15 protein-coding genes are annotated in these 24222 nt (G+C 60.7%); 9 read left to right on the top strand and 6 right to left on the bottom strand.

Translation table 11 applies throughout. From position 1 onward, the window contains the following. Nucleotides 1–146 precede the first annotated feature (146 nt). A complete protein-coding gene (locus tag QQJ96_RS21885) occupies nt 147–2498 on the top strand; it encodes an isoamylase (protein ID WP_284334162.1) in 2352 nt (783 codons plus the stop codon). A gap of 199 nt (nt 2499–2697) precedes the next feature. Here the strand turns inward: QQJ96_RS21885 and QQJ96_RS21880 are convergent, their stop codons facing one another. Continuing rightward, the gene (locus tag QQJ96_RS21880) at nt 2698–3321 is read right to left on the bottom strand and encodes an OmpH/Skp family outer membrane protein (RefSeq protein WP_284334161.1); all 624 of its coding nucleotides are present in this window, start codon (nt 3319–3321) and stop codon (nt 2698–2700) included. Between the two features lie 297 nt (nt 3322–3618). Continuing rightward, the gene (locus QQJ96_RS21875) at nt 3619–3822 is read right to left on the bottom strand and encodes a hypothetical protein (RefSeq protein WP_284334160.1); all 204 of its coding nucleotides are present in this window, start codon (nt 3820–3822) and stop codon (nt 3619–3621) included. A gap of 275 nt (nt 3823–4097) precedes the next feature. Between QQJ96_RS21875 and QQJ96_RS21870 the strand changes: the two genes are divergently transcribed. From QQJ96_RS21870 to QQJ96_RS21850, 5 genes are all read left to right on the top strand, one after another. Then, nucleotides 4098–4676, top strand: coding sequence for an RNA polymerase sigma factor (locus QQJ96_RS21870; RefSeq protein ID WP_284334159.1), 579 nt, complete (start codon nt 4098–4100; stop codon nt 4674–4676). After that, complete coding sequence (locus QQJ96_RS21865) at nt 4676–5683, top strand: FecR family protein (protein WP_284334158.1); 1008 nt, start codon at nt 4676–4678, stop codon at nt 5681–5683. Before QQJ96_RS21870 ends, QQJ96_RS21865 begins: the two co-directional genes overlap by 1 nt. Before the next feature lie 915 nt (nt 5684–6598). After that, complete coding sequence (locus tag QQJ96_RS21860) at nt 6599–9085, top strand: protease pro-enzyme activation domain-containing protein (RefSeq protein ID WP_284334157.1); 2487 nt, start codon at nt 6599–6601, stop codon at nt 9083–9085. Nucleotides 9086–9336: 251 nt separating this feature from the next. Continuing rightward, nucleotides 9337–12426: a TonB-dependent receptor gene (locus QQJ96_RS21855; RefSeq protein WP_284334156.1), complete on the top strand. Its 3090-nt coding sequence runs from the start codon at nt 9337–9339 to the stop codon at nt 12424–12426. 314 nt (nt 12427–12740) lie between these two features. Continuing rightward, a complete protein-coding gene (locus tag QQJ96_RS21850; RefSeq protein ID WP_284334155.1) occupies nt 12741–13508 on the top strand; it encodes a polysaccharide deacetylase family protein in 768 nt (255 codons plus the stop codon). A gap of 85 nt (nt 13509–13593) precedes the next feature. On the opposite strand, the gene QQJ96_RS21845 is transcribed toward QQJ96_RS21850, so the two are convergent. Then, nucleotides 13594–13776, bottom strand: coding sequence for a hypothetical protein (locus QQJ96_RS21845; protein WP_284334154.1), 183 nt, complete (start codon nt 13774–13776; stop codon nt 13594–13596). Between the two features lie 438 nt (nt 13777–14214). On the opposite strand from QQJ96_RS21845, the gene QQJ96_RS21840 reads away from it, so the two are divergent. Continuing rightward, entirely contained in the window at nt 14215–16251 is a 2037-nt protein-coding gene (locus QQJ96_RS21840; protein ID WP_284334153.1) for a hypothetical protein, read from the top strand. A gap of 136 nt (nt 16252–16387) precedes the next feature. Here QQJ96_RS21840 and QQJ96_RS21835 read toward each other — a convergent pair whose 3' ends face one another. From QQJ96_RS21835 to QQJ96_RS21825, 3 genes are read right to left on the bottom strand one after another with little or no spacing between them, the layout of a single operon-like run. After that, nucleotides 16388–17815, bottom strand: a complete 1428-nt coding sequence (locus tag QQJ96_RS21835; RefSeq protein ID WP_284334152.1) for an efflux transporter outer membrane subunit — start codon at nt 17813–17815, stop codon at nt 16388–16390. After that, complete coding sequence (locus tag QQJ96_RS21830) at nt 17802–18992, bottom strand: efflux RND transporter periplasmic adaptor subunit (protein ID WP_284334151.1); 1191 nt, start codon at nt 18990–18992, stop codon at nt 17802–17804. The genes QQJ96_RS21835 and QQJ96_RS21830 overlap by 14 nt, the downstream gene beginning before the upstream one ends. Next, nucleotides 18982–22185 carry an efflux RND transporter permease subunit gene (locus tag QQJ96_RS21825; protein ID WP_284334150.1) on the bottom strand — a complete coding sequence of 1068 codons (3204 nt, stop codon included), beginning with the start codon at nt 22183–22185 and terminating at the stop codon, nt 18982–18984. Before QQJ96_RS21825 ends, QQJ96_RS21830 begins: the two co-directional genes overlap by 11 nt. A gap of 294 nt (nt 22186–22479) precedes the next feature. Between QQJ96_RS21825 and QQJ96_RS21820 the strand changes: the two genes are divergently transcribed. Beyond that, nucleotides 22480–23400, top strand: coding sequence for a LysR substrate-binding domain-containing protein (locus QQJ96_RS21820; RefSeq protein WP_284334149.1), 921 nt, complete (start codon nt 22480–22482; stop codon nt 23398–23400). Between the two features lie 280 nt (nt 23401–23680). Next, nucleotides 23681–24202: an acyloxyacyl hydrolase gene (locus QQJ96_RS21815; protein WP_284334148.1), complete on the top strand. Its 522-nt coding sequence runs from the start codon at nt 23681–23683 to the stop codon at nt 24200–24202. The last annotated feature ends 20 nt before the right edge of the window (nt 24203–24222 follow it).

Below are 24222 nucleotides of genomic sequence, written 5' to 3'. Positions count from 1 at the left end.
TACGCATAGCCACACACACGCAATCGATGGGGAGATCGATTCGGCGTGCGGCAAGCTGCGGCCATGCAGATGCTCATACCTGCATTGCACCTTGAGGGAAATCCAGCGCAGAACCTGTTCAACCACGAAGCAGGAGGCACGCCCGTATGAAGTTCTCGAAGCTACTTGCCGCCTTGCTGGCATGCGCCAGCCTCGCGGCGATACCCGCCATGCCCGCTCACGCGGCGATCAACAGCATGAGCCTGGGCGCAAGTTACGACGCACAGCAAACCCAGATCACCTTTCGCGTCTACTCCTCGCAAGCCAGCCGCATCGTGTTGTATCTCTACGCGAGTGGCTATGGTGCGCAGGAATCGGCCACCTACCTGATGACCAACCAGGGTGACGGCGTATGGCAGGCGATCGTGCCGGTGTCGGCCATTCAAGGCGCCGGCATCACCGGCGCGGTGTACTACGGCTATCGCGCCTGGGGCCCGAACTGGCCGTATGACGCGAGCTGGAGCAAAGGCTCTTCAGCAGGTTTCATCTCCGATGTCGACAGCAACGGCAACCGCTTCGATCCGAACAAGCTGCTGCTGGACCCGTATGCACAGGAAATCAGCCAGGACCCGCTCAATACCAGCAACCAGAACACCCACATCTTTGCCACCGGCGGCACGGTCGATAGCTCCTTCGGCGTGGCCTATCGCCTGATCGACAGCGGCACGTACGCGCCCAAGGGCATCGTGCTTGCGCCCAGCACGCAAAGCACGGGCACCAAGCCGACCGGCGCACAGAAAGACGATGTGATCTACGAAGTAAACGTACGCGGCTTCACCAAGCAGGATTCCAGCATTCCTTCGCCATACCAAGGCACCTATTACGGCGCGGGATTGAAGGCCAATTATCTCGCCAGCCTCGGCGTGACCGCGGTGGAATTCCTGCCGATCCAGGAAACCCAGAACGACGCCAACGACGTGGTGCCCAATTCGGATGCCAACCAGAACTACTGGGGCTACATGACCGAAGACTACTTCGCGCCGGATCGCCATTATGCGTACGACCAATCGCCCGGCGGCCCTACGGCGGAGTTCCAGGCCATGGTGCAAGCCTTTCATGATGCCGGCATCAAGGTGTACATGGACGTGGTGTACAACCACACTTCCGAAGGCGGCACCTGGAGCAGCACCGACCCCACCGTCGCTACCGAATACTCATGGCGCGGCCTGGATAACGCCACCTATTACGAGCTGACCACCGGCAACCAGTATTTCTACGACGCCACCGGCACCGGCAACACCTTCAATACCTACAATCCGGTAGCGCAGCAGATGATCATCGACTCGCTCGCTTACTGGAGCACGACGATGGGCGTCGACGGCTTCCGCTTTGATGAAGGGCCGATACTGGGCAACAGCTGCCTCAATCAGTCCTACGAGTCGGCCGCACCCAACTGTCCCAATGGCGGCTTCAATTTCGATACGGCCGATCCCAACATCGCGCTGAATCAGATCCTGAGCAACCTCACCGTACGCCCGGCAGGCGGTGGCAGCGGCCTGGACCTGTTCGCCGAACCGTGGGCCGCCAATGGCAGCGATAACCAGGGCCAGTTCCCGCAAGGCTGGTCGGAATGGAATGGCCTGTTCCGCGACAGCCTGCGCCAGGCGCAGAACGAGCTGGGCAACATGACGATTCACATCACGCAGGATGCGAACGACTTCTCCGGCTCATCCAACCTGTTCCAGTCCGGCGGCCGATCCCCTTGGAATTCCACTAACTTCATCGATGTCCACGATGGACTTACGTTGAAGGACGTGTATTCCTGCAACGGCTCCAATAACAGCCAGCCGTGGCCTTATGGCCCGTCCGACGGAGGCATCAGCAACAACTACAGTTGGGACCAGGGCATGTCCAAGGGCACCGGCACCGCGGTTGATCAACGCCGCGCTGCACGCACCGGCCTGGCGTTCGTGATGCTCTCCGCAGGTACGCCGTTGATGCAGGGCGGCGACGAATACATGCGCTCGCTTCAATGCAACAACAACGCCTACAACCTCGATTCCAGCGCCAACTGGCTCGACTACAACTGGACCACGGATCAATCTAACTTCTACAACTTCGCGCAGCGCCTGATTGCCTTCCGCAAGGCCCACCCCGCATTGCGCCCAGCCACGTGGTACACCTCAAGCCAGGTCGTCTGGTACGAACCCAGCGGTGCGGTCGCCGACAGCAGCTACTGGAACAACACCAGCAACTACGCCATTGCCTACACGGTCAACGGCTCCGCGCTCGGCGACGGCAATTCCATGTACATCGCCTACAACGGCTGGTCCGGCAGCGTCACCTTCACCCTGCCGCCACCACCCACCGGCACCAACTGGTATCGAGTGACCGACACTTGCGACTGGAACGACGGCCCCAACACCTTCGTCACCCCTGGCAACGAAACGCTGATCGGCGGGGCTGGCGCCACCTATGGCCAATGCGGACAATCGCTGCTGCTGCTGATTTCCAAATAGCCGCGCTTACGCAAAGCAAAAAAGAAGGGAGGGGCTGCCCCCTCCCTTTGCGCTTTCCGCAGAACAAACCCGTCGCTCAGTCGACTAAACAAGCGGCGATCAATGACGCCACACGACATTCGTTGAGCCCTTTGCAGCCGTTGCACAATGTGCCTGGCCATAGAACGGGTTGCACCACACGCATGGTTTCGTCACCGGCTTACTGCTGGCCGCCACCCGAAACGCCGCCGCTATTGGCGGGGGCCTGCTCCAAGTTGAATGAAATGGTCGTGACCTTGGCATCCAGGCCCTGTATCACCACGGGTGTCAGGTCGTTGGTGGTATTGCCACCCAGCACCACGGTGCGATCCAGCAACAAACCGCACTTCTTGCTTTGATAGGCGGCAGTGATTACCGATTGCGCGTACTGCCCGATCTGGCTCATGGCCTTGGCGCGCGTGGCTTCCAGTTCGCGTGCGCGCAGATTCTGGTCTGCCTGCACCTTTTGCATGCGTTGTGCCAACGCTTGCTCACGGGACTGACGCTGATCGGCGGGTAGCGACGCCGCCTGTGAACGGTAGGTTTGCACGTCGGCATCGATCGGCTTGCGCTCCGCGTCAATTTCGCTCTGTGCCTGTTGCGTCAGCTGCGCCAGGCGTGCGGACGCGGCCTGGCCGACCTTGGCGTTGGCGAAGATCGCCTCGCGCGACAAGAAGCAGACGCCGGAGATGGCCGGACCACCGAACGAAGAGCCGTTGTCGCTGGATTGGGCGTGGGCGCCGGCGGCCGGGAGGCCGGCGAGGAGGATGGCGGCAACGGCGGAGAGGGTTCGGTCAATGCGCATGCTGAATCCTTCAGATGGAAACGGGTGGTCGAAAAAGAGCCACCGTACGCTATTTGAATTGCAATTGCAGCAACCCATGGGCTTGGCTCCCGATCCCGGCTTCCGGCAGGCAGCCATGCTGGGATTGACATCCCAGCTACGGCTTTTTTGGCCGATGCGGACCGAGGGTCATAACGCTGCTGGTACAGCCTGTCCGCATAGTGCAGCCGCTGGCCGATCTGTCGGTGCTGATCCAGGCCGCCACGGGGCGAATTTACGTCGCTGCCAGGCGGCATTGTGCTACTGAGTTAAACGCCTTCACTGATCACTGGAGCGAATGAAGGACAGACCCATGGGCGTCAGCTGCAACGTCACGCCGCGTTCTTGTTCATGCACTGGCTGGACCAGGCCCATGGCGAGCAGACGCGAGGCGATCGATTCGGGTACCGCCGAAGCACGTCCTACCGCGACGCTTTCCAGGCCAGATACTTCATGCTTTTCAAGCTGGATCGCCACGTTCACGGGTGCCCTGCTTCGGAGGATGGATGCAGGCAGCTTGCATCGGAGTGTGTGACAAAGTCCTGCCTGCTGCGTGAATCGCCGCCATGCACAAGCAGCCGTGGGATGGCCCTGTTTGGATCGATCTTGGCGCTGTCCGAAGACCGCTCGAAGCGGTGGACGCGGGTATGGCGCCCGAGGCAGGCCATCGCTTCCGTTTGAATGGCGCGATTTGCATAGCACCCCGTTTTGCGCCACAGTCGTCCCACGCTGGGTGGGGTGCGAGTGCGAAAGCGGGAATGAAGAATAAGCAGGAGAGTGCGCCGATGGGGGGACCGGGCATTCCAGTCGTCGGTGCACGCGAAAACGCGCATCATTTTGATACGTTCCTGCGCGGCCAGTTCCGTGGGCTGCTGCAGTTTCTGCGCGCGCGCACAGCCAGCGAACAGGATGCCGAAGACGCGGCGCAGGAAAGCATGACCAAGCTGCTGCGCTATCGCGAGTCGGAGCCGCCGACAGCCTGGAAACAGCTGCTGTACAGAATTGCGGTAAACGTAGCCCACGACCAGTACCGCGTCGCGCTGAGCCACCATAACCGCGACCACGTGGGGCTGGATGGCCTGGAGATTGCCACCGGCGAGCACACGCCCGAACAGCGGGCCCTTTACGACCAGCAAGTGGCACGGCTGTCCAAGGCCATCCTGGAACTGCCGCCCAAATGCCAGCGCGTGTACCTGCTCAAACGTGTGCACGGCATGAGCCACGCGGAGATCGCCAAGCGCTGCGATATCTCGGTAAAGATGGTCGAAAAGCACCTGGCTACGGCCCTTGCCCAGCTGCGGCGCAAGGTAGGTGATTCGACGGCTGAAACGTCTTGATGAACATGGACAGGGAAAACGCCAACAGGGGGGTGCAAGCCGGCTCGCAAGACGAGGCGGAGCAATGGTTTGCACGCCTGCTCGACCGCAACTGTCCGCCCGAGCAGCATGCCGCGTTCGAGCGCTGGCGCAACGCCGATCCGGCCCATGCGCAGGCATACCGCGAACTGGAGCTGCTATGGAAGCGCAGCGAAGAGGCCACCCGGGACCCGGCCGTGATGGCGGCCGCGCGCCGCGCCCTACTTCCTGAGCCCGGTACGCGTGCGCCTCGGCGCTGGGCGTTCCCGGTCCTGGCCGCGGGCCTGGCGATACTTGTCGCCGTAGTCGCCCTGCCCCGCTGGCTGTCGACCTCGGCCGATCCGGCTGGCACCGCTTACAGCACGGCCGCGGGCCAGCAGCGCACAGTGCAGCTGGCGGACGGTTCGTCGATCCTGCTCGATACGGATAGCCAGGTCTCCGTTCGCTACAGCTCGCGTACGCGGCGAGTGGATCTGCTGCATGGGCAAGCGCAATTCACCGTGCAGGGCAACCATGCCTGGCCGTTCGTGGTGCATGCGGGCAGCGGAACGGTAACAGCGGTGGGTACGCAGTTCCAGGTACGCCTCAACGATGCTTGCACCGGCGTAGCGCTGTTGAAAGGCAAATTGGCGATTGCCACGCAGGCCGCCGATGGCACGACACAAACCGCCTCGTTGATCGGCGGAGAAAGCTTGGGCTTCGACCAAGCCGGACACATCAGCCCGGTGCATCCGCTGGACCTGCAGCAGGCCCAAGGCTGGACCCAGGGCAAACTGTTCGTGCACGACTGGCGATTGCAGCAACTGCTGCAAGAGATGAATCGCTACAGCAGCACGAAGCTGGCCATTGGCGATCCGTCGCTGCAGAACATCCACATCAGCGGCATTTTCCGCACCAGCGATCAGCAGACGTTCTTGCTGCTGCTACAGCAAGGGTGGGCGATTCACGCCCGCCGCGTTAACCACGCGCAAATTGTGCTATCGCGGTGAGCGTGGGTTTGGGGACAAGCCCCCAACAGCCCCCCCTTGTTGTCGTCGCACTGCTGTTGCATGTCGCAACGATGTTGCATTGCCTGCGGTGCTTTCGGTCCCTAAAGGGCCCGAGTCACTTCTCTTTGCGGGCCCAAAGAGAAGTAACCAAGAGAAATGGCCTGAAGAACTCTTGGCACTGTGTGGGTTACAAGCCTGAACGTTCACGCTTTGCTTTGATCGTTGGCGGGCCAAGCTTAAACGGCGCCGCTATACCGCGAGGCGTCCAAGCGCTGAGGGCTTAAAGCCAGGCGGCAAGCATGTAGGCTGGGATGACAATCCCAGCATCGGGATGCCATGGAGAAAGCTGGGATTGGCATCCCAGCCTACGCGCTTCCGCAAGCGGGCTCTTTACTTCCTCAGCGCTTCGACGCCTCGCGGTATAGCGGCGCCGTGGAACCCTGGGCGACCAACCACCTGTCTAGCCATACACGTTCAGGCTTTTGCCCTCCCCGAGCCACGAGCCTTTTAGGCCATTTCTCTTGGTTACTTCTCTTTGGGCCAGCAAAGAGAAGTGACTCGGGCGCTTGCGTCCGAAAGCGCCGCAGGCAATGCAGCACGTTCGCGACATGCAGCAACCGTGCGAGAACCAAAAATGGGGGCCATTGGGGCACACGTCCCAACTTTCGCAAGCCACGTGCAAGCTTGCATCACACAGGTAGGGATGTCTTCCCGGCCTCCGTCTTAAAGTTCGGCGACGCTTCAACGCGGCTTGCGTAGAGGGATCAAGGGGACGCAGCCGTCGGGAGGGGTTCTATCAGCGGCGCCGGGCATTGCTGTGAATCAATGTGCCGCAAACGCGGCAACAACTATCGCATGGGGCTTACGAGCCGCATCGGCTTTGTTCGCCCTTAAAAAAGATCGGGGAGTTCATACATGTCTAAGCATTCCGCGCTATTGGGGATTCGTTCTTTGCTGTTGCCAGCCGCGTTGTCGCTGGCCTTGCTGTCCACGGCGCATGCCGCCGAAACACGGGTAGGCACCCGTACGCATGCCGGTATCCAGCACGTCGACAACAAGGTTTCCCAGCTGATCATGACCGGGCATCCTTCCATCGACGCTACGCAAATCGTGGCACTGGAAGCCAGCAAGCCACTGCATGTGGAAGTAAGCCTCAACCTGCGCAACGTCGATCAATTGCAGAGCTTTCTCGCCACGGTGAATCAGCCCGGCAGCGCGAACTACCAGCAATACCTGACGCCCAAGCAGTTCAAGGCGCAATTCGCACCGACCAACGCGCAGGTGCAAGCCGTGGTCAAGCATCTGGAAGCCTACGGTTTCACCAACATCAAGGTCGCACCGAACCGTTTGCTGGTCTCTGCGGACGGCACCGCCGCCAATGCCAACGCGGCCTTCAACGCGAACATGAAGACCTTCAATTTCAAGGGCGAGCGTCACTTTGCCAACGGTAACGACGTGACCGTGCCGCAATCGCTCGGCGGCATCGTCGATGGCGTGCTCGGCTTGCAGGATTACGTCAAGCCGCATGTGATGTCGCATCGCATCAGCAGCGATGCTGCACAAGCCCAGGCGGCGGCCGGCGTGGTTGCCCATAACCCGACCGATTTCCCGCAGATCTACGACGCAGGCAATACGCCCACCGCTTCGAACACCGTGGTCGGCATCATCACCTGGGGCGACATGACCCAGACGATCAGCGACCTCAATAGCTTCACCCAGAGCGCTGGCATGGCAACGGTGAACACGCAGACGGTTGCGGCGGGCACCGGTACGCTCGCCAATGACGGCAATCCGGGTGAGTGGGATCTGGACAGCCAGGACATCGTCGCCATGTCTGGCGGCGTGAAGCAGCTGATCTTCTATGCCGCGATCAACGGCGACAGCAGCGACAGCCAGCTCACGGATGCCGGCATCACCGCCGCCTATAACAAAGCGGTCACCGACAACGTCGCCAAGATCATCAACGTCTCGCTGGGCGAGGACGAAACAGCCGCCAACAACTCCGGTACACAGGCGGCGGACGACAAGGTGTTCGCCCAGGCAGTGGCGCAGGGCCAGATCTTCTCGGTGTCCTCAGGCGACTCAGGCGTCTATCAATGGTCCAGCGACCCGACCGAACATTCGCCCGGTTATGTCGCCGACGCCAGCGGCACCGTGCAGATCGATCTAAGTCATTACAGCGTGAGCGAACCGGCTGCCTCGCCCAATGTCGTGGCAGTGGGCGGCACCACGCTGAGCACCAACGGCAACACCGCATGGAGCGGTGAAACGGTATGGAACGAAGGCCTGGCGGCCGTCGATCCGCAAGGCGCCAACAACAATGGCACGCCGGACAACAACCAGCGCCTGTGGGCAACCGGCGGCGGCGTGAGCCTGTTCGAAAATGCGCCGGCCTGGCAAACCACCGCGCTCGGCGCCTCGGTGACCAAACGCGAGCTGCCCGACGTGGCTTTCGACGCCGCCTCCAGCTCGGGCGCGCTGATCGTCATCAATGGCCAGGCCAACCAGCAGGTGGGCGGCACCAGCCTGGCTTCCCCGCTGTTCGTGGGCCTGTGGGCGCGCATCGAATCGGCCAACAACAATTCGCTGGGCCTGCCGACGCAGAATATGTACACCTACTTCCCGAAGGATGCCTCGCCGCTGCATGACGTGACCTCGGGCAACAATGGTTACAACGGCTACGGCTACAACGCAGCCGCGGGCTTTGACACCGCCACCGGCTGGGGCAGCCTGGACATCTCCCTGTTCAATGCCTACGTCACCAAATACTGGGGCGGCAGCGGTGGCACCACCACCGGCACCCCGGTGGCGAACTTTACCGACGCAGTGAACGGGCTCACGGTGAATTTCACCAACAGCTCCACCGACACCAGCGGCACGATCAGCTCGTATGCGTGGAATTTCGGCGACAACGGCTCTGACACTACCGCCAATCCCAGCCACACTTACGCAGCGGCCGGTACTTATACCGTCACGCTGACGGTGACGGACAGCACCGGTGCCACCAATACCAAGACCACCTCGGTAACGGTAAGCAGCGGCGGCAGCACGGGCGGCACGTTCAGCAACAACAATGCGGTGGTGATCAACGACAACGCCAGCATCACCAGCAACATCCCGGTCACCGGGCTGTCCGGCAATGGATCGGCCACGCTGCAAGTGCACGCCAACATCACCCACAACTGGTCGGGCGACTTGACCATCCAGCTGGTGGCACCCAACGGCACCACCTTCGTGCTGCAGAATCCCGACTACAACAACGACGGCAACATCGACATGACCTGGCCGGTGGATGCTTCGTCGGTGCCGGCCAACGGCACCTGGCAGTTGCAGGTGATCGACAACGATCCGGGCTACTACGGCGACTACGGCACGCTCAACAGCTGGAGCCTGGGCTTCTAAGCCTCACGTTAGGGCGCGCAAGGACGCGTGCCATGGATTGAGTTCCGGCAGCCCCTGCCAGCCGGGCCTGGAGCCCGTCCGCGTTCGCGCGGGCGGGCTCTTAGGTTAAGCATGCTCTGAAATCAGGCCGCACGAGCGACCCGCGTTGCCCTATCATCGAACTGCCCGCAGCATGCGGGTGGAACATGTCCCTTGGCGGGGATGGGGCGGGGAGGCAAAAGACGCGAATGCGCGGGAGCTGTGGGGGGTGGATGCCGCGGTTTTATCGGCCGCGCGTCATCGATGCTATTGGAGAGCCTGCCTCCCTGCTTCGTCATGCCATGCTGGGCCTGCGTCCGCTGCTACTGGGCTCAATCATCGCTCTTTCGGTAACGTCTCCCGTATTTGCCAGCCCATCGGAGGCCGAAGCGCAAAGCTATGCCGTCGCGGCCGGTGTCTTGCGCAATGCCCTGGATGCGTTCGCCGCGCAGGGCGACATCCAGCTCGTCTACGACCCGGCGCTGGTAGCCGGCAAGACCACTCACGGCGTATCCGGACGCTTTGCGCCAACCGAAGCCTTGAAACAGCTGCTGGCCGGCACGGGGCTGAGCTGGAAAGTCATCAATGCCACCACGTTCGTGCTGGAACCCGCGGCCGTCCTGCATCCACGGCCGGATCGAACGATCGCCGCCATCGCCGCAGTCGAAAAGCCCCGGACACTCGACGCCGTCACCGTAAGCGGCTCCCTGATCAGCAACGCAAACATCCAGACCGCCACGCCCACCTACACCATCAGCGCGACAGACATCCGCGCACGCGGCTTCAACAGCCTGTCTGAGGTATTGCAGAACCTGGTGTTGGCAACCGGTTCGGTGCAAGGGCCGCAAGCCGCCCGATCGTTCACGCAGGGTGCCCAACCGGTGAGCCTGTTCGGGCTGGGGCCGCAGTTCACGCTGATCCTGCTGGACGGCAAGCCGGTGGCGAATTTCGGACGGCTGTACAACGCCACCGTCAATTTCACCAGCGTAACCAATTTTCCGGTGGGCTTGATCGACCATATCGACGTGATGCCGGGCGGTGCTTCGTCAATCTACGGTTCGCAGGCGATCGGCGGCGTCATCAACATCGTTACCAAGTCACAACTGGATGGCGGTGAAATATCGGTGCGGGTGGGCCGCTATACGGATGGCGGAGGCGCCAATCAGCGCATCAGCGGCGCGTATGGCCGCGACATCGGCAAGTGGCGCGTACTGGCCGGGTTTGAATTCGACAACGTCTCGCCGATATGGGGCTATCAACGTACCCTGACCGCCAACGATGCGCCGCAGCCCGCCGTGCAGTCCGACATCCAGGATTACGGCTCCCCGGGCACTTACAACGGCTACCTGCAGGGCTATCACAACCCGCCCAATGGCTGTGCGAGCCAGCTATTCGGCGGTAGCACGATGCTGGTCGCCAATCCGCCATTGCCAGGGGCTTATTGCGGGTCGACCAAGGTCGATGGCTATACGACCTACAGCAACCAGCTGCGCAACATCGATGGCATGTTGAAGCTTTCCTATCGGCTTTCCGATCACATCAGGCTGTACGGCGACGCTCTGATAAATCAGCAGCAGCAGCGCTGGTTTCCCGGCGTCTCCGAATGGCACGGATGGATCCAGGACGCGGCGACCGGCCATTACCTCTATCTGGAAAAAGTCTTTGCGCCGGAGGAAATGCCAGATAGCGCGGCAGGCCAGATGGATCGCCAGAACGATCAGCTTTACCAGGCCGATATCGGCGCCAACGGGCAATGGGGCGACTCGGGCTGGAACTGGGACATCTACTATCTGCGTACCGGCGATCGCACGCACGTGGTGGAACCGGTATGGTTCAAGGCTGACATCAACAGGTTCTTCACTGGCCTGCTCGGTCCGGTCGTCGGAGCGGATCCGCAATTCGGCGTCAATGTGCTATCCAACCCGAATTACGCGGCGTTCTTCCGCGCGATCACGCCTGCGCAATATGCGAGCTTCGCGCGCGGCGTCGACGAGTACAGTAACAGCTGGATCAACAATACCCGCGCGACTCTCAGCAATGCCTCACTGTTCGCCCTGCCTGGGGGCGATGCGGGCTTCGCCATCCTGGCCGAGGGCGGTGACGAAGCCTGGTACGAACCGACCATCCCTCTGTTCACGCAGCATGCGATCTACGCACACGCGGCCACCAGTGGCGGCGGACAGCGATCCCATGCGGCAGCGGCGTTTGAATGGAATCTGCCGCTACTGAAAGCGCTGACGCTCGATCTGTCCGCGCGTTACGACTATTACGCGCTCGATCGAGCCAGCAACAATCACAAATTCACGTACAAGGCTGGGGTGGAGTACCGGCCGATGGACAGCCTGCTGTTGCGAGGCAACTACACCACCTCGTTCAAGGCGCCGGATCTTGCCTCCATTTTACTGGGGCCATCCAATTTCTATGTCCCCGGCAACGATTATTACTACTGCGCGCTGGCCCACAGCACGGCTTGCGGCACGGATTATCAGATCCCCTCCATCCCCGGTGTGCCGCTAGCGAATTCGAAGTTGCAGCCGACCTCGGCGCAAAGCTGGAGCATGGGCATGGTATGGTCGCCGCTGGACGATTTCGATCTCAGCCTGGATTACCTGCACATCGCCATCCGCAACGAAGTGTTGCAGCAGGATACGGACTTGCTGCTGCGCACCGATGCGCAATGCCTGCTTGGCCAACTTGTTGCTGCATCGTCCGGATGCCGTGCTGCGCTCGCCCAGGTGCAGCGCCAGGGCGGCCAAGGCCCGATTACCGGCATTGCCGCTTATTACGAAAATCTCGCCAATGAAGTGACCGAGTCCGTCATGGGCAGTGCGCGCTATCGCTTCGCGCTTTTTCATTTCGGCACGCTCGACCTTCACTTCGATTACAACGACATGCTGCATCACAGTTACCAGGAAGCGCCCGGCCAGGCGCCGGTCAATCAGTTTGCCGATGCGCAATCGAGTACGGAATTCAAGAGTATCGCCAGCGGTAGCATTACCTGGACCAGTCCTGCCGCGCGCTGGAGCGGCACGCTGTATGGGCATCGCTACGGCCCGTCACCCAACTATCTCGCCAACAATAACGGCATTGGCTATCCCGGCGCCTCTCACGTATCGCCTTGGGTCACGTTCAATGCCAGCGCCACCTATCGGCCCACACGCAGCCTGGCGCTATCGTTGCTGGTGAATAACATTACGAACAAGATGCCGCCCAACGATACCGGCTACGTGGAATATCCCTATTTCAATAACGAGAACTACAACATCTACGGGCGGGAGATCATGCTGCAAATGGATTTGCGATTGGGCGGCAACGGGCATTAGAGGGACGCCCAGTCTTTCACGTATGTGAAGATGTTTGGCCATCCAAAATGGCTGAGAGCGACGCGTCAAACTGCCGCGACGAGTAGGTGAAAAGCCGCATTACGTCAGCTCAAGCATGGCCGCCGCGCCAGGGTGGCGGCTGGGCCCTTCGAAATGGCCCCGAAGCATTTGGCACGCCACGTGCTTGAACTTGGCTGCCAACGCCGTATCAAGACTCAAAGATCACGGGGGAGCAGTACGGTCTGTTGGCAGGTTTTCGCGCCTGCCTTGCCCGATGGCGCAACCACCGAAGCATCCAATACAAGTGAGCCCCCATGCTGTGGTATGCCTACCGCCGCTACGTCGCCCTTTGCGGCATCTTGCTGACCTTCCTGCTCTACGCGCTGCTGTTGACCGGGCGTGGCATCGCGGCGCCACATTTTGTACTGGACCAGGGTAACGAAAGCCTCAAGCACGCCAACACACAGGTCTGGCGCAAGATCAGCGACTTCCTGGCGGGCCGCAAGTATGCGGTGCTGACTTTTGATGACGGCCCGTATGGCTACGGCGTGGACGAAGAGATCATGACGACGCTGCGCAAGCACCATGCGCACGCTGTGTTCTTCCTGGTGTGCAGTCACATCAACTCAGCTAACCGTGGCGTGCTGGCCCGGCTCGAAAGTGATGGCGACCTGATCGGCAATCACAGCTACGACCATCTGCGGCTGGACCGGCTCGCGGCGCCGGCACTGGAGCATCAGATCAGTGGCTGCAGCAACCGCATCGCGGAACTCACCGGCATGCGGCCCTACTACTTCCGGCCGCCGTTTGGCTCGACTTCGCCGCGGATCGCCGGGGTCGTGCGCTCATCCGGCATGAAACAAATGCTGTGGAACGCCAACAGCGAAGACGGTCGTACGACGGAACCGGAGCAGATCCTCAACGACAGCGTCGAGCAGACCGCAGACCACTCGATCCTGCTGATGCATGAAAAGCCGACGACCGCCGCGGCGCTCGATGCCATGCTCACCCGGCTGGAGCAGCGCGGCTTTCAGTTCGTGCTGCCGGACCAGCTTTCTTCCGAAAACGTCGCGATCAACTAAGACGCGGCTGGGATGGCAATCCCGGCAGCATGCCGTATGGAACGCTGGGATTAGCATCCCAGCCTACGCGCTAAGGTATCCCAGCCTACCGAGGCACCCGCAACGAGGAGTGGCGTAGCGCGTCTTCGTGCTGTACTTCGTCCTGCGCGGCGATCTCCGCCATATCCAAGGCACAATGATGCGGACCATGCATGCCACCCGGCGGGTTGGCGGCGTCCTTCTCGCCTTCCTTGTTGACGCTGGTATCGGCGTTGGGCTTGGTGCTCATGCGTGGCTCTCGGCTCTTGGTCCGCCTATTGTTGCATGGGTTCGACAAAGATACGTTCCTCGATACAATTTCATTAGCAAAGCCCCAACAGCACCTCATTTTTATCCCAGCGCATGCTGGCATGACGAGTAAAGGCGTTAAGCGCTGCTGCGAGCACGCAGTTGGGCCCAAGACAATTCCAGCTAGACTCAATATCAGCTCAAGCGGGAATCTGAGCTGCAAGCCATCTTCAGTCGAAAGTATTAACTCGGACTGGATTCAGACGTTCATGGACAGGGGAGTAGCAAAATGCAGGAAGTTCAACCTAGTAGGCATCGTTGGATAGGAGGCGTATTCGCCTTACTGGTTTCGGCAGCACAGCTATGTTTACCAACCGCCGCAGTTCGAGCGAGCACTCCATCGACGGTTGGCACCGTATCACTTGGGCCAACAGACTGTATGCCTATCGGTCTGGTACCGAGCAATGCAAGTGGAAGCCTGCCACCATCGCTGCCGTTCTATCAACCTTCCGTCGACCAGAAGACGACGGTTGATCAAGTGGTACAGAGCCCTCAAGGCGCCGATGATTTTCCCGCCTATAACCGCTTTGTGGTAAGGGACGCGTGGGATATGAGTTATCCGCCTCTGGTGGACATTAGCTGGCCATTGGGTACCTACACTTATCTCACCATCCCCTCAACCCTTTCGCTCTCGGACTATCAACGCGGTCACACGAATCAATACGGATATAGTGGCGTCCAGGTGCTTGGTGATGAAGTCGGCCTTTGGCTGAATACCCAGGACCCGACTACACAGCTATCCAAAGGTTCCGGCTCGCTGAATATAGGTTGCTGGTACAACATCCCGCCTTACGCAATGCTCTTTCCGTCGAATGCTTATGACGTGGACATTTCGTTCTGGACTGCCGTAGCAAACGATCTATCCACGGGAAACGGCCCCACTCAAAGCGAGTGGTCATCGAGACAAGCTTATTTTGAGCTTATTCTGGAAGATGAGAGTGGCGGCTGCTACATCGACATAGTCGTCAACGGTGTCAACCAGAAGGTAAAATGCAAATTCACCTACCAAATAGGCTATTACTCTCCAAAACCGGGAGATGACAGCTTAAAGCTAGTTCACACAGACGCTACGAACACCACCTTCCTCCCCATTGCCCAAACCACGATCAACCAAAGCACGACCGATCCTTCGGAATGGTTACAATCGCCTTTGCCGAGTGACTCCATAAACTTTCAATCGGGGACTTTTTCTCCTGAGAAAAAGGTGCATTTTCGTATAAGCACCAGCGACTTCGCTCATGTGCTCAGTGCGGTGGCTTCTTCCGGTCAGTCTGGCTATGACAAGCTTTCAACGGACCCACTGAAGTATGCCGTCACGCTTATCGGCGTAAATGGGGAGGTTGCTCCGGCCGCCGGAGACTATGCGCAAATGGGGATGTCCGTATCGAAGCTTCGCGTAACACCTACCATCCCCCATCAAGTGTCAGGCTCACCGTCCACCTTCAATCAGCCTGGCCCTAGCGTGGTGTACCGAGATGGTACCAATATCAATCTCTTTAGCAGCGATCTCAGTGGCAATCCCAATACGTTGCTGAACTTGGCTTCCGGTAGCGCCGCCGGAGACCCGGCGGGCTATTTCGCCAACAACGAGGCCAGGGTGGTCTATCTCGACACGGCTCAATGTATCCGGGAAATCTTCGAGCAAAATGGTGCGTGGTCCGAGTGGGAAATGACGTCGACGCCGCCCCCAAATAGTGTGGTATCCGATCCGAAGCCCTACGCGGACGCCACTGGCGCAGCCCATGTCGTCTACCAGCTTTCCGGTGATGTGTACCAGCTTTCGCTGGATTCCACCGGCTGGCATGACCTTGATCTGAGTAAAAATAGCCTGCCTAGTGCTCCTACCCAAGTAAATGCTATTGGGAAGCCCATGGGTTACGTGGCCAATGGGGTTCCCCGCATTGTCTATAGGGACATAAACAACCAGGTGGTTGAACTGTACTACTTCAACAATGCCTGGAATCAGTGGCAAATGACGGGGATCGCAGGATCGGGTAGCGCCTACTCGGATCCGCAAGGATATGTCGATTCATCCGGCAATCCCCGAGTGGTATATCGAGACAATGCAGGCGACGTCCATGAATTTCTCATGGATTCCGCAGGCTGGCATCACACCGACGTTACCAGTCTGACGGGTGCGACACCGGCGCAAGGAAATCCCAGAGGGGTCATGGCCGGTGGTGCGCCACGTATCATCTATCGCGGTACTGACAACGATCTTCATGAACTCGTGTGGTGGACAAACGCATGGGTCCACAACGATTTGACCAAGGCAACGCGCGGCGCAATTCCTTTAGCCGGCGATCCGGTTGAGTTCACGGGTTCAGACGGTGCGGTACGAATCGAATACGTCGGCTCTGATAGTCAGCTGCACGAGTTCTACTACAGTTCGGGCTGGTTGCACCGTGACATGTAGTTCGCACCACGTTGCGGTCACGCGACTAGGGCTGCTCTGATTTATTCAGCACATTCGGCTACAGCGAGAACGTAAGCTGGGATTGTCATCCCAGCCTACGTGAATACCCGGAGCGACGAGAGCCTAAGCGCGGCGATCATTTTTGCGCCAGCTGCTCAACCGACCACCCGCCGCCGAGGGCGCGAATCAGCTGCACACTGGCGCGCAGTCGCTGGGTATCAAGCTCCAACAGGCCGCGCTTCTCCTGCAGCTCAGTGGTCTGCGCCTGGACTACGTCCAGGTAGCTGACCGCGCCCTGCTTGTACTGGCTCATCGAAAGATCCAGTGCATGCCGGGCGGCATCGGCGGCATCTTTTTGATTGGCGCTGGCGGTGCCCAGGTGATCGAGCAGGGCAAGGTTGTCCTGCACCTGCTGGAAAGCGCCCAGCACGACACCGCGATAGCTGGCGCCGGCCTCATCGGTCTTTGCCTTGGCCGCCTGGACGGTCGCCTTGCGGTAGCCGCCATCGATGAGATTCAGGGCCAGCGTCGGCCCCAAGGCCCAGATGTTATTTCCCGCGGTAAGCAGGTTCGCCCAGCCGGTGCTTTGGTAGCCACCCTGCGCATTGAGCGTCAACGAAGGGAACCATGCGGCGCGCGCAACGCCGATGCCTGCATTGGCTGCGGCGACGCGGCGCTCCGCCGCGGCTATGTCGGGGCGCCGTTGCAGCAGGGTCGAAGGCAGATCCAGCGGAATGACCGGCACTTCGACCGGCTCGATGCGCGCCGGCAGGCTGAAGTTCGCTGCATTTTCGCCCACCAGCACGGCGATCGTATCCTGCATCAGCACGCGCTGGGCGAGCGTTTGCGACCATTGGGAGCGCGCATCGGAAAGCTGCGTTTGCGCACGCGATACGTCCAGGCCGGATACGATGCCGCCGCCATGTAGCGTCTGCGTAAGCTTCAGTGCTTTCTCGTAGGCCTGGATGGTCTGCTGCAACAATTCGATCTGCTGGTCGAGCCCGCGCAACTGAAGATAGCTGTCCGCGAGCCCAGCTTGCAGGCTCAGCTGTGCCGCGGCGAGATCCGCCTGCGCAGCCAGCGCATTGTCACGCCCTGCTTCGACCGAGTTGCGCACCCTGCCCCACAGATCCACTTCATAGCTCGCCTGCGCATCGACGGTGTAACTGTTGTAGTCCGATGGCGCGCTGGGATTGCGCAGCGGCGGCGCATGATCGGATTGGCGCTGACGCTGTCCAGTGGCACCGGCGCCGATGTGCGGGAACAGATCGGAACGTGCCTGCATCGCATAGGCCTGGGCCTGCTGGTAATGCGCCAGCGCGGCAGCGAGATCCGCGTTGTTTGCCAGCAGTTTGGTCTGCAGCGCATCCAGCTCGGTGTCGTGGTACAGCTGCCACCAGTTTTCGCGCGGCAGCTGATCGGCTGGCTGCGCGGCTACCCACGGGCCGAGATCACGATACGCCTGCGCCGACGGCGTGGGCGGCGGTTGATACGGTGGCGCAAGCGAGCAACCACCCAATGCCGCGGCGATCGCGACTAACAGCAGGGACTCAAACTTTTTCATGCGGCTTCGCCATGGCGTCCTCGGTGGCGATCTTCACGGCATCACCGTCCTTGATGCCGTCCGGTGGACTGTCGATCACGCGGTCGTCGGCATTGAGGCCACTGCCGATTTCCACCGACTTGCCGTAGTCGAACAGGATACTCACCTTCTTGAAGGCGACCTTATCGCCGCTGCCGAGCGTTGCCACGCGCAAACCGGCATTGTCGAAAATCAGCGAGCTTGCCGGCACGCGCAGCGCGGCGGCGTCCACCGGCAGGTTGAAACGCACGTGTGCATAAGCCCCCGGCATCAGCTGGCCATCGACGTTGTCGACCTGCAATTGCACCAAGGTAGTACCTGAGGTGACGTTGACAGCATTGGCGATGGCGGTCACCTGTGCGTGGAATTGGCGGTCCGCGTATTCGGGCACCGTAAGCACGGCCATGCTGCCGGGACGAATGGACGGCCCATAGCGCTGCGGCACCTGTACATACACGCGCAACTTGTGGATGTCCGACACCACGAACAGCTCGGGGCCGGTGCCGCCGCCGGCATTGATCAACGCGCCGACGTCGGTATCACGCGCCGTCACTACGCCGTCGAAGGGTGCCACGATGCGCGCGAAGGCCTTGGCCGCCTCCATGCGCTCCACGTTCGCCTGCGCCGCTCTCATCTGCGCCAGCTTGGCGGTGTAATCGGCGGTACGTTGGTCAACGTCCTGCTGGGCCACCGAATCACTGCCCAACATCGCCTGCCAGCGCTTGGCGGTCACCGCAGCCAGGTCCGCATTCGCCTTGGTGCTGGCGAGGTCTGCGCGTGCTTGCTGCAGTTGCTGGTCCAATTCCGGCGTGGAGATTTCACCAAGCAATTGGCCGGCCTTCACCGGCGCGCCAATTTCGGTCTTCCACTCTTTCAAGTAGCCGCTGACCTGCGCATAGATCGGCGCTCGTGTATAAGCCTGCAACTGGCCGGGCAGATCCAGCACCGGACCGGCCTTGCCGGGTTCCGGCATGACCACGGCGACAGTGGGAACGGCCTGCTCCTGGGTCCAGGTTTTCAGGCTTTTCGCCTGCGTGGCGCGCGTAATGAGTCCGATCACCACGATGACCAGCAGAACCATCACCAACGCGATGCCAGTAAGGCGCAATCCGCGCTTTGAAAGATTTTGTGAAGGACGGTGGGTTGCTTCAGACGACATAGCTTGGTTCTCCTGAGGCGTCAGCTTTCTTTGCTGCATGGTGGTGGCGCCCATGGATGATGCTGAACACCACCGGCACGAACAGCAGCGTCGCGCCGGTGGCAAAAATCAGGCCGCCGATCACCGCGCGACCAAGCGGCGCGTTCTGCTCGCCGCCTTCGCCCAGTCCCAACGCCATCGGCGCCATGCCAATGATCATCGCCAGGGCGGTCATGCAGACTGGGCGGAAACGCGTGAAGCCGGCTTCCAGCGCCGCCAGCGCGGCATCACCGTGTTCGGCCAGGCGCTCGCGGCAGAAGCTCACGACCAGGATCGAATTGGCAGTAGCCACCCCCATGCACATGATCGCGCCAGTCAGCGCCGGTACCGATAACGGTGTATGCGTGGCGAACAGCATCCACACGATGCCGGCCAAGGCGGCAGGCAACGCGGTGATGATCACGAACGGATCGCTCCATGACTGGAAATTCACCACGATCAGCAGATAGATCAGCACGATTGCACCCAACAGACCAAACAGCAGGCCCGAGAAAGCGCTATTCATGGTCTCAACCTGGCCCAGCAGCATCACATGGGAACCCTTCGGCTGCTGGCTGGCCGTTTGGGCAATCAGCTTCTGTATGTCGGCGGCTACCGCGCCAAGATCGCGGTCTTGTGTGGCTGCGTAGATCTGCACCACCGATTGGATATCGTACTGGTCGACCACCGCATTGGTGTTGTTGCGCTTGAGCGTAACCAGGCCGCCCAGCACCTGGGATTGGCCATTGCTGCCGTTGATGGGCAGGTTGCGCAGCTGCGCCAGGCTGTCGAGCGCATATTGCGGCGCCTGCATCACGATCGGATACGACACGCCATTGGCAGGATTGAGCCAGTACGTCGGCGCTACCTGGCTGGAACCGGCCAGGTTAACCACCATGCTATTGGTGACGTCACGCTCAGTGATGCCGAGCAACTGCGCTTGTGTACGATCCACGTTGACGTCGAAGCTTGGGTTGGCCTGCGATTCCTGGATGCGTGCGTCGACCACGCCGGGAATGCGCTTGATCTGGCCCAGCAGGTTGTTCGCGTAGGCGAAATTAGCTGCCAGATTGGGACCGCGAATCTGCAGATTGACCGGCGCAGGCGAACCGAAGTTCAGGATCTGGCTGACGATGTCTGCCGGCGGAAACGAGAACGTCGCGTTCGGATACTTGCGCGGCAGCAATTCGCGCAATTGGCGCACGTACTCGGCCGTGGGGCGATGACCTTGGTTGAGTGCGATCTGGATGTCGCCGTCCTGTTCACCGATCAGTCCGGTATTGTTGTACGTAGTGTTGATGCTGCTGCCGGAAAGACCCATGTTGTCCACCACCGTACCCAGGTCTTCCGGCCGGATTACCGTGCGTACGGTGCCCTCGATCCGGTTGAACAGATTGGCGGTTTCCTCCACGCGCGTGCCAACCTGTGCACGCACGTGCATCAGGATCTGGCCGCCGTCCACGTCGGGGAAGAAGTTTCGACCCAGGAACGGCACCAGCAGGAACGACACCAGCACGAACGCCAGGAAACCGACCACGAACGGCCTGCGGTGGGCCAGGGCAAGATCAAGCATACCGTGATACACGCCGCGAACACGTTCGAAGCGCGCCTCGAACGCACGCTGGAAGTGCACCAACGGATTACGCGACGGCGGCGGCTCTACGTACACGCCTTGCTCATCGACGTGCGGCGCATGCGGCTTCAACAGGAATTTCGCCATCGTCGGCACCAGGGTGCGCGAGAGGATGAACGAACACACCATGGCGAAGATCACCGATTCGGCCATCGGCACGAACAAGAAGCGCGCCACGCCGTCCAGGAAGAACATCGGCACGAATACGATGCAAATGCACAGCAGCGATACGAAGGCTGGCGTCACGATCTGCTTGGCGCCATCGAGAATCGCCGTTTCCACGTCCTTGCCGTGCTCAAGATGCCAGTTGATGTTCTCGATGGTCACCGTGGCGTCGTCCACCAGGATGCCCACGGCCAGCGCCAGGCCGCCCAGGGTCATGATGTTCAGCGTTTCGCCGAAGGCGGACAGCAAGGCGATCGCGCCAAAAATCGCCAACGGGATCGACACCGCAATGATTACGGTGGAACGCCAGCTACCGAGGAACAACAGGATCATCAGGCTGGTCAGCGCAGCGGCTATCACGCCTTCGCGTGCCACCCCGCTGATCGCCGCGCGCACGAACAACGACTGGTCGCCGATCGGCGCTACCTTGAGGCTATCCGGCAGCAGGCCCTTGCTGTCGATCAGACGCTGCTTGATCCCAGCCACGATGGCCAGCGTCGATGCCGAACCGTTTTTCATAATGGTGAGCAACACGGAACGGTTGCCGTCCACGTGCACGATATTGGTCTGCGGCGGTGAGCCGTCGCGCACATGGGCGACATCGCGAATATAGATCGTGGTGCCGTTCACTTGCTTGATCGGCAGATTGCCCAACTCGTTGATGTCGGACGGCGCGTCGTTGAGGTTCAAGGTATACTCGAACGCACCGATCTTTTGCGTGCCGACCGGAACGATCAGGTTCTGTGCCGCCAACGCATTGGCAATATCTTGCGCAGACAAGCCACGCGCCTGCAGCGCTGCGGAATCCACGTCGATCTGCACTTGGCGCGTCTTGCCGCCGTAGGGATAGGGAATCGCCGCGCCCGCCACTGAAGTGAGCTGCGGGCGCAGGATGTTCTGGCCCAGGTCGGCCAGGTTCTGCTCGCTGAGGCCCTTGCCCGACAGGGCAAGCTGAAGGATCGGCACGGTCGACGCGTTGTAGTTGAGGATCAACGGCGGCGTGATGCCCGGCGGCAACTGCTTGAGCATGGTTTGCGACACCGCCGCCACCTGCGCGTTGGCGGTCGCGATGTTCACGCCGGGCTGGAAGAAGATCTTGATGATGCCGTAACCGGCCATCGACTTCGCCTCGATGTGCTCCACGTCGTTCACCGTGGTGGTGAGCACGCGCTCGAACGGCGAGGCGATGCGACCGGCCATCTGGTCTGGCGGCAGGCCGGTGTACGTCCATGCCACGGCGATGACCGGGATCTTGATGTCCGGAAAGATGTCGGTTGGCATGCGCAAGGCCGCCAGCGGCCCGACAATCAGAATCAGCAACGCGAGAACAACAAAGGTGTAAGGCCGCTCCAATGCAAGCCGTACGATCCTCAGCATGATGGATGTACTCCAGGGATGACTCGTCGGGGCGGCGAGAGGGATTCAAGAAGCGTCCCGATGGTGGGCGGCGCTTTGGACATGACTATCTGCAATCCTTTGCATGTGCTCGTTTTTGCCTTGCCGCCACGTTCGCAGAAGGCCTCAGGGCGAAGCCGGTCACGCGGGTATGACGTTGTGGCGACTCAAGGATGGGCACCTGCCCAGGGCCTCGGGGGGAATTCGCCGACAGACGTGAAGGTTAGTTGTACGACTTGCTAAGATCGATACAGTAAAGCGAATGGCTTGATATGTATGACGAATGATTACCTCGAGCTGCGGCATCTGAAATACTTCGTCACCGTGGCCGACGAATTGCATTTTGGCCGGGCGGCAGAACGATTAGGCATTTCGCAGCCGCCGCTCAGCCAGCAGATCCACGCGCTCGAAACACGCCTGGGCGCCAAGTTGTTCGAGCGCAAGGGCCGTGGCATCACCTTGAGCAGCGCCGGCAGCGCGTTGTTGCCTCGTGCGCGCACCATCCTCACCCAGGCCGAGCGAGCTGCCGAATCCGTGGCGCGTTCGCAGCGTGGAGAATTGGGCGAATTGCATCTGGGCCTGGTGTCCTCCGTCCCGTTCACGGTGGTGGTGCCGCGCGTGCTCGCCCGTTTTCGCGAACGCCTGCCCGAGGTGCGCCTGCTGATCCATGAAATGGCTACGTCGTTGCAGATCGACGCGCTGGAGCAAGGCCTGATCGACGTGGGCGTGATCCGCCCGGAAGCGCTGCCGCCCGGCATCAAGGCCATGGAGCTATTCAAGGATTCGCTGACGGTAGCGATGCATGCCAGCAACCCGCTGGCCGCCGCCAGCGGACCGGTCGGCATCCACGAACTGGCCGACGAGGATTTCATCGTCTACCAGCGCCACCTGAGCATGCGTCTGTACGACGAAATTATTGCTCTGTGCACGCGCGCCGACTTCAGTCCGCGCATCCTGTATGAAGTACGCGAGCTGCCTACCATCATCGGGCTGATTTCCGGCGGTTTTGGCGTAGCGGTGCTACCTGGCTCGATCCAGCGCATGAAGGTGGAGAACGTGGTGTATCGCCCCTTGGCCCATACGGAAGCGGCTACGGCCGTATGGGCGATCTACCGCGACGATGCGGATGACCCGATGGTGCGCGCGTTCCTGGATATTACGCAGTGGCAGGTGTCCAGGAGCCTGGAAGAGCACTAGGAATGCTCTGATCTATTCCGCCTACCCGTCACCGTCCTGGCTACACGCATAGGCTGGGATGGCAATCCCAGCATCGGGATGCTGCGTAGAGAGCTGGGACTATCGGCTCAGCCTACACCTACAGGCATTGCAGGCTTACATCCCGCTTTCGTTGTACGGATCCAGCTTCCGCAACATTGAGTTGCCGCAAATGACACCAATATGGCTGGCAAGCCGCCTTAATCATTTGTAAACTTTCTAGTACATAAACGCTTCCTGATCCCCTACATAGGCATCCCACATGCGCTTACATCCCGTTACACGCCTCGCCGCCGCCGTGCTGATGTTTGCCTTGCCGGCCCTCCCCGCCATGGCGGCTCGCTTCGAATTGCAAGGCGGCGTCAGCTACATGGATAGTTACAGCGCGCCTGCCGCCTTCGGCGAAGTGATCTTCGACCAGCATCAGTTCGGCAGCAGCAACTTCAGCTGGGCGCCCGACATCACCGCCGGCTGGATCAGCGGCCGCGACCTCAAGCGCTTCGACAGCAGCCGCTACACCACCCGCGACAGCATCGGCCTGGTGGCCGCCGGCGTGCGCTTCCACTACGGCCCCGCCGATGCGTGGTACCGGCGCCTGTTCATCAGCGAACAGCCCACCTTGCATACCGGACGCACCATGGCACTGAGCAGCGCCTTCGAATTCACCACCACGTTCGGCTACCAGGGCGATCATTGGAGCGTTGGCCTGCGCCATATCTCCAACGCCGGCATGCATGAACCCAATCGCGGCGAAACGATGGCGGTGGTCGGCATCGCGTTCTAAGCCGCGCACCAGCTAAATGA

It is taken from the genome of Dyella flagellata (assembly GCF_030160275.1).
In the GTDB taxonomy this organism is placed as follows: Bacteria; Pseudomonadota; Gammaproteobacteria; order Xanthomonadales; family Rhodanobacteraceae; genus Dyella_B; species Dyella_B flagellata.
The sequence above is the reverse complement of the archived record's forward strand: the minus strand, read 5'-3'. Positions and strand labels throughout refer to the sequence as shown.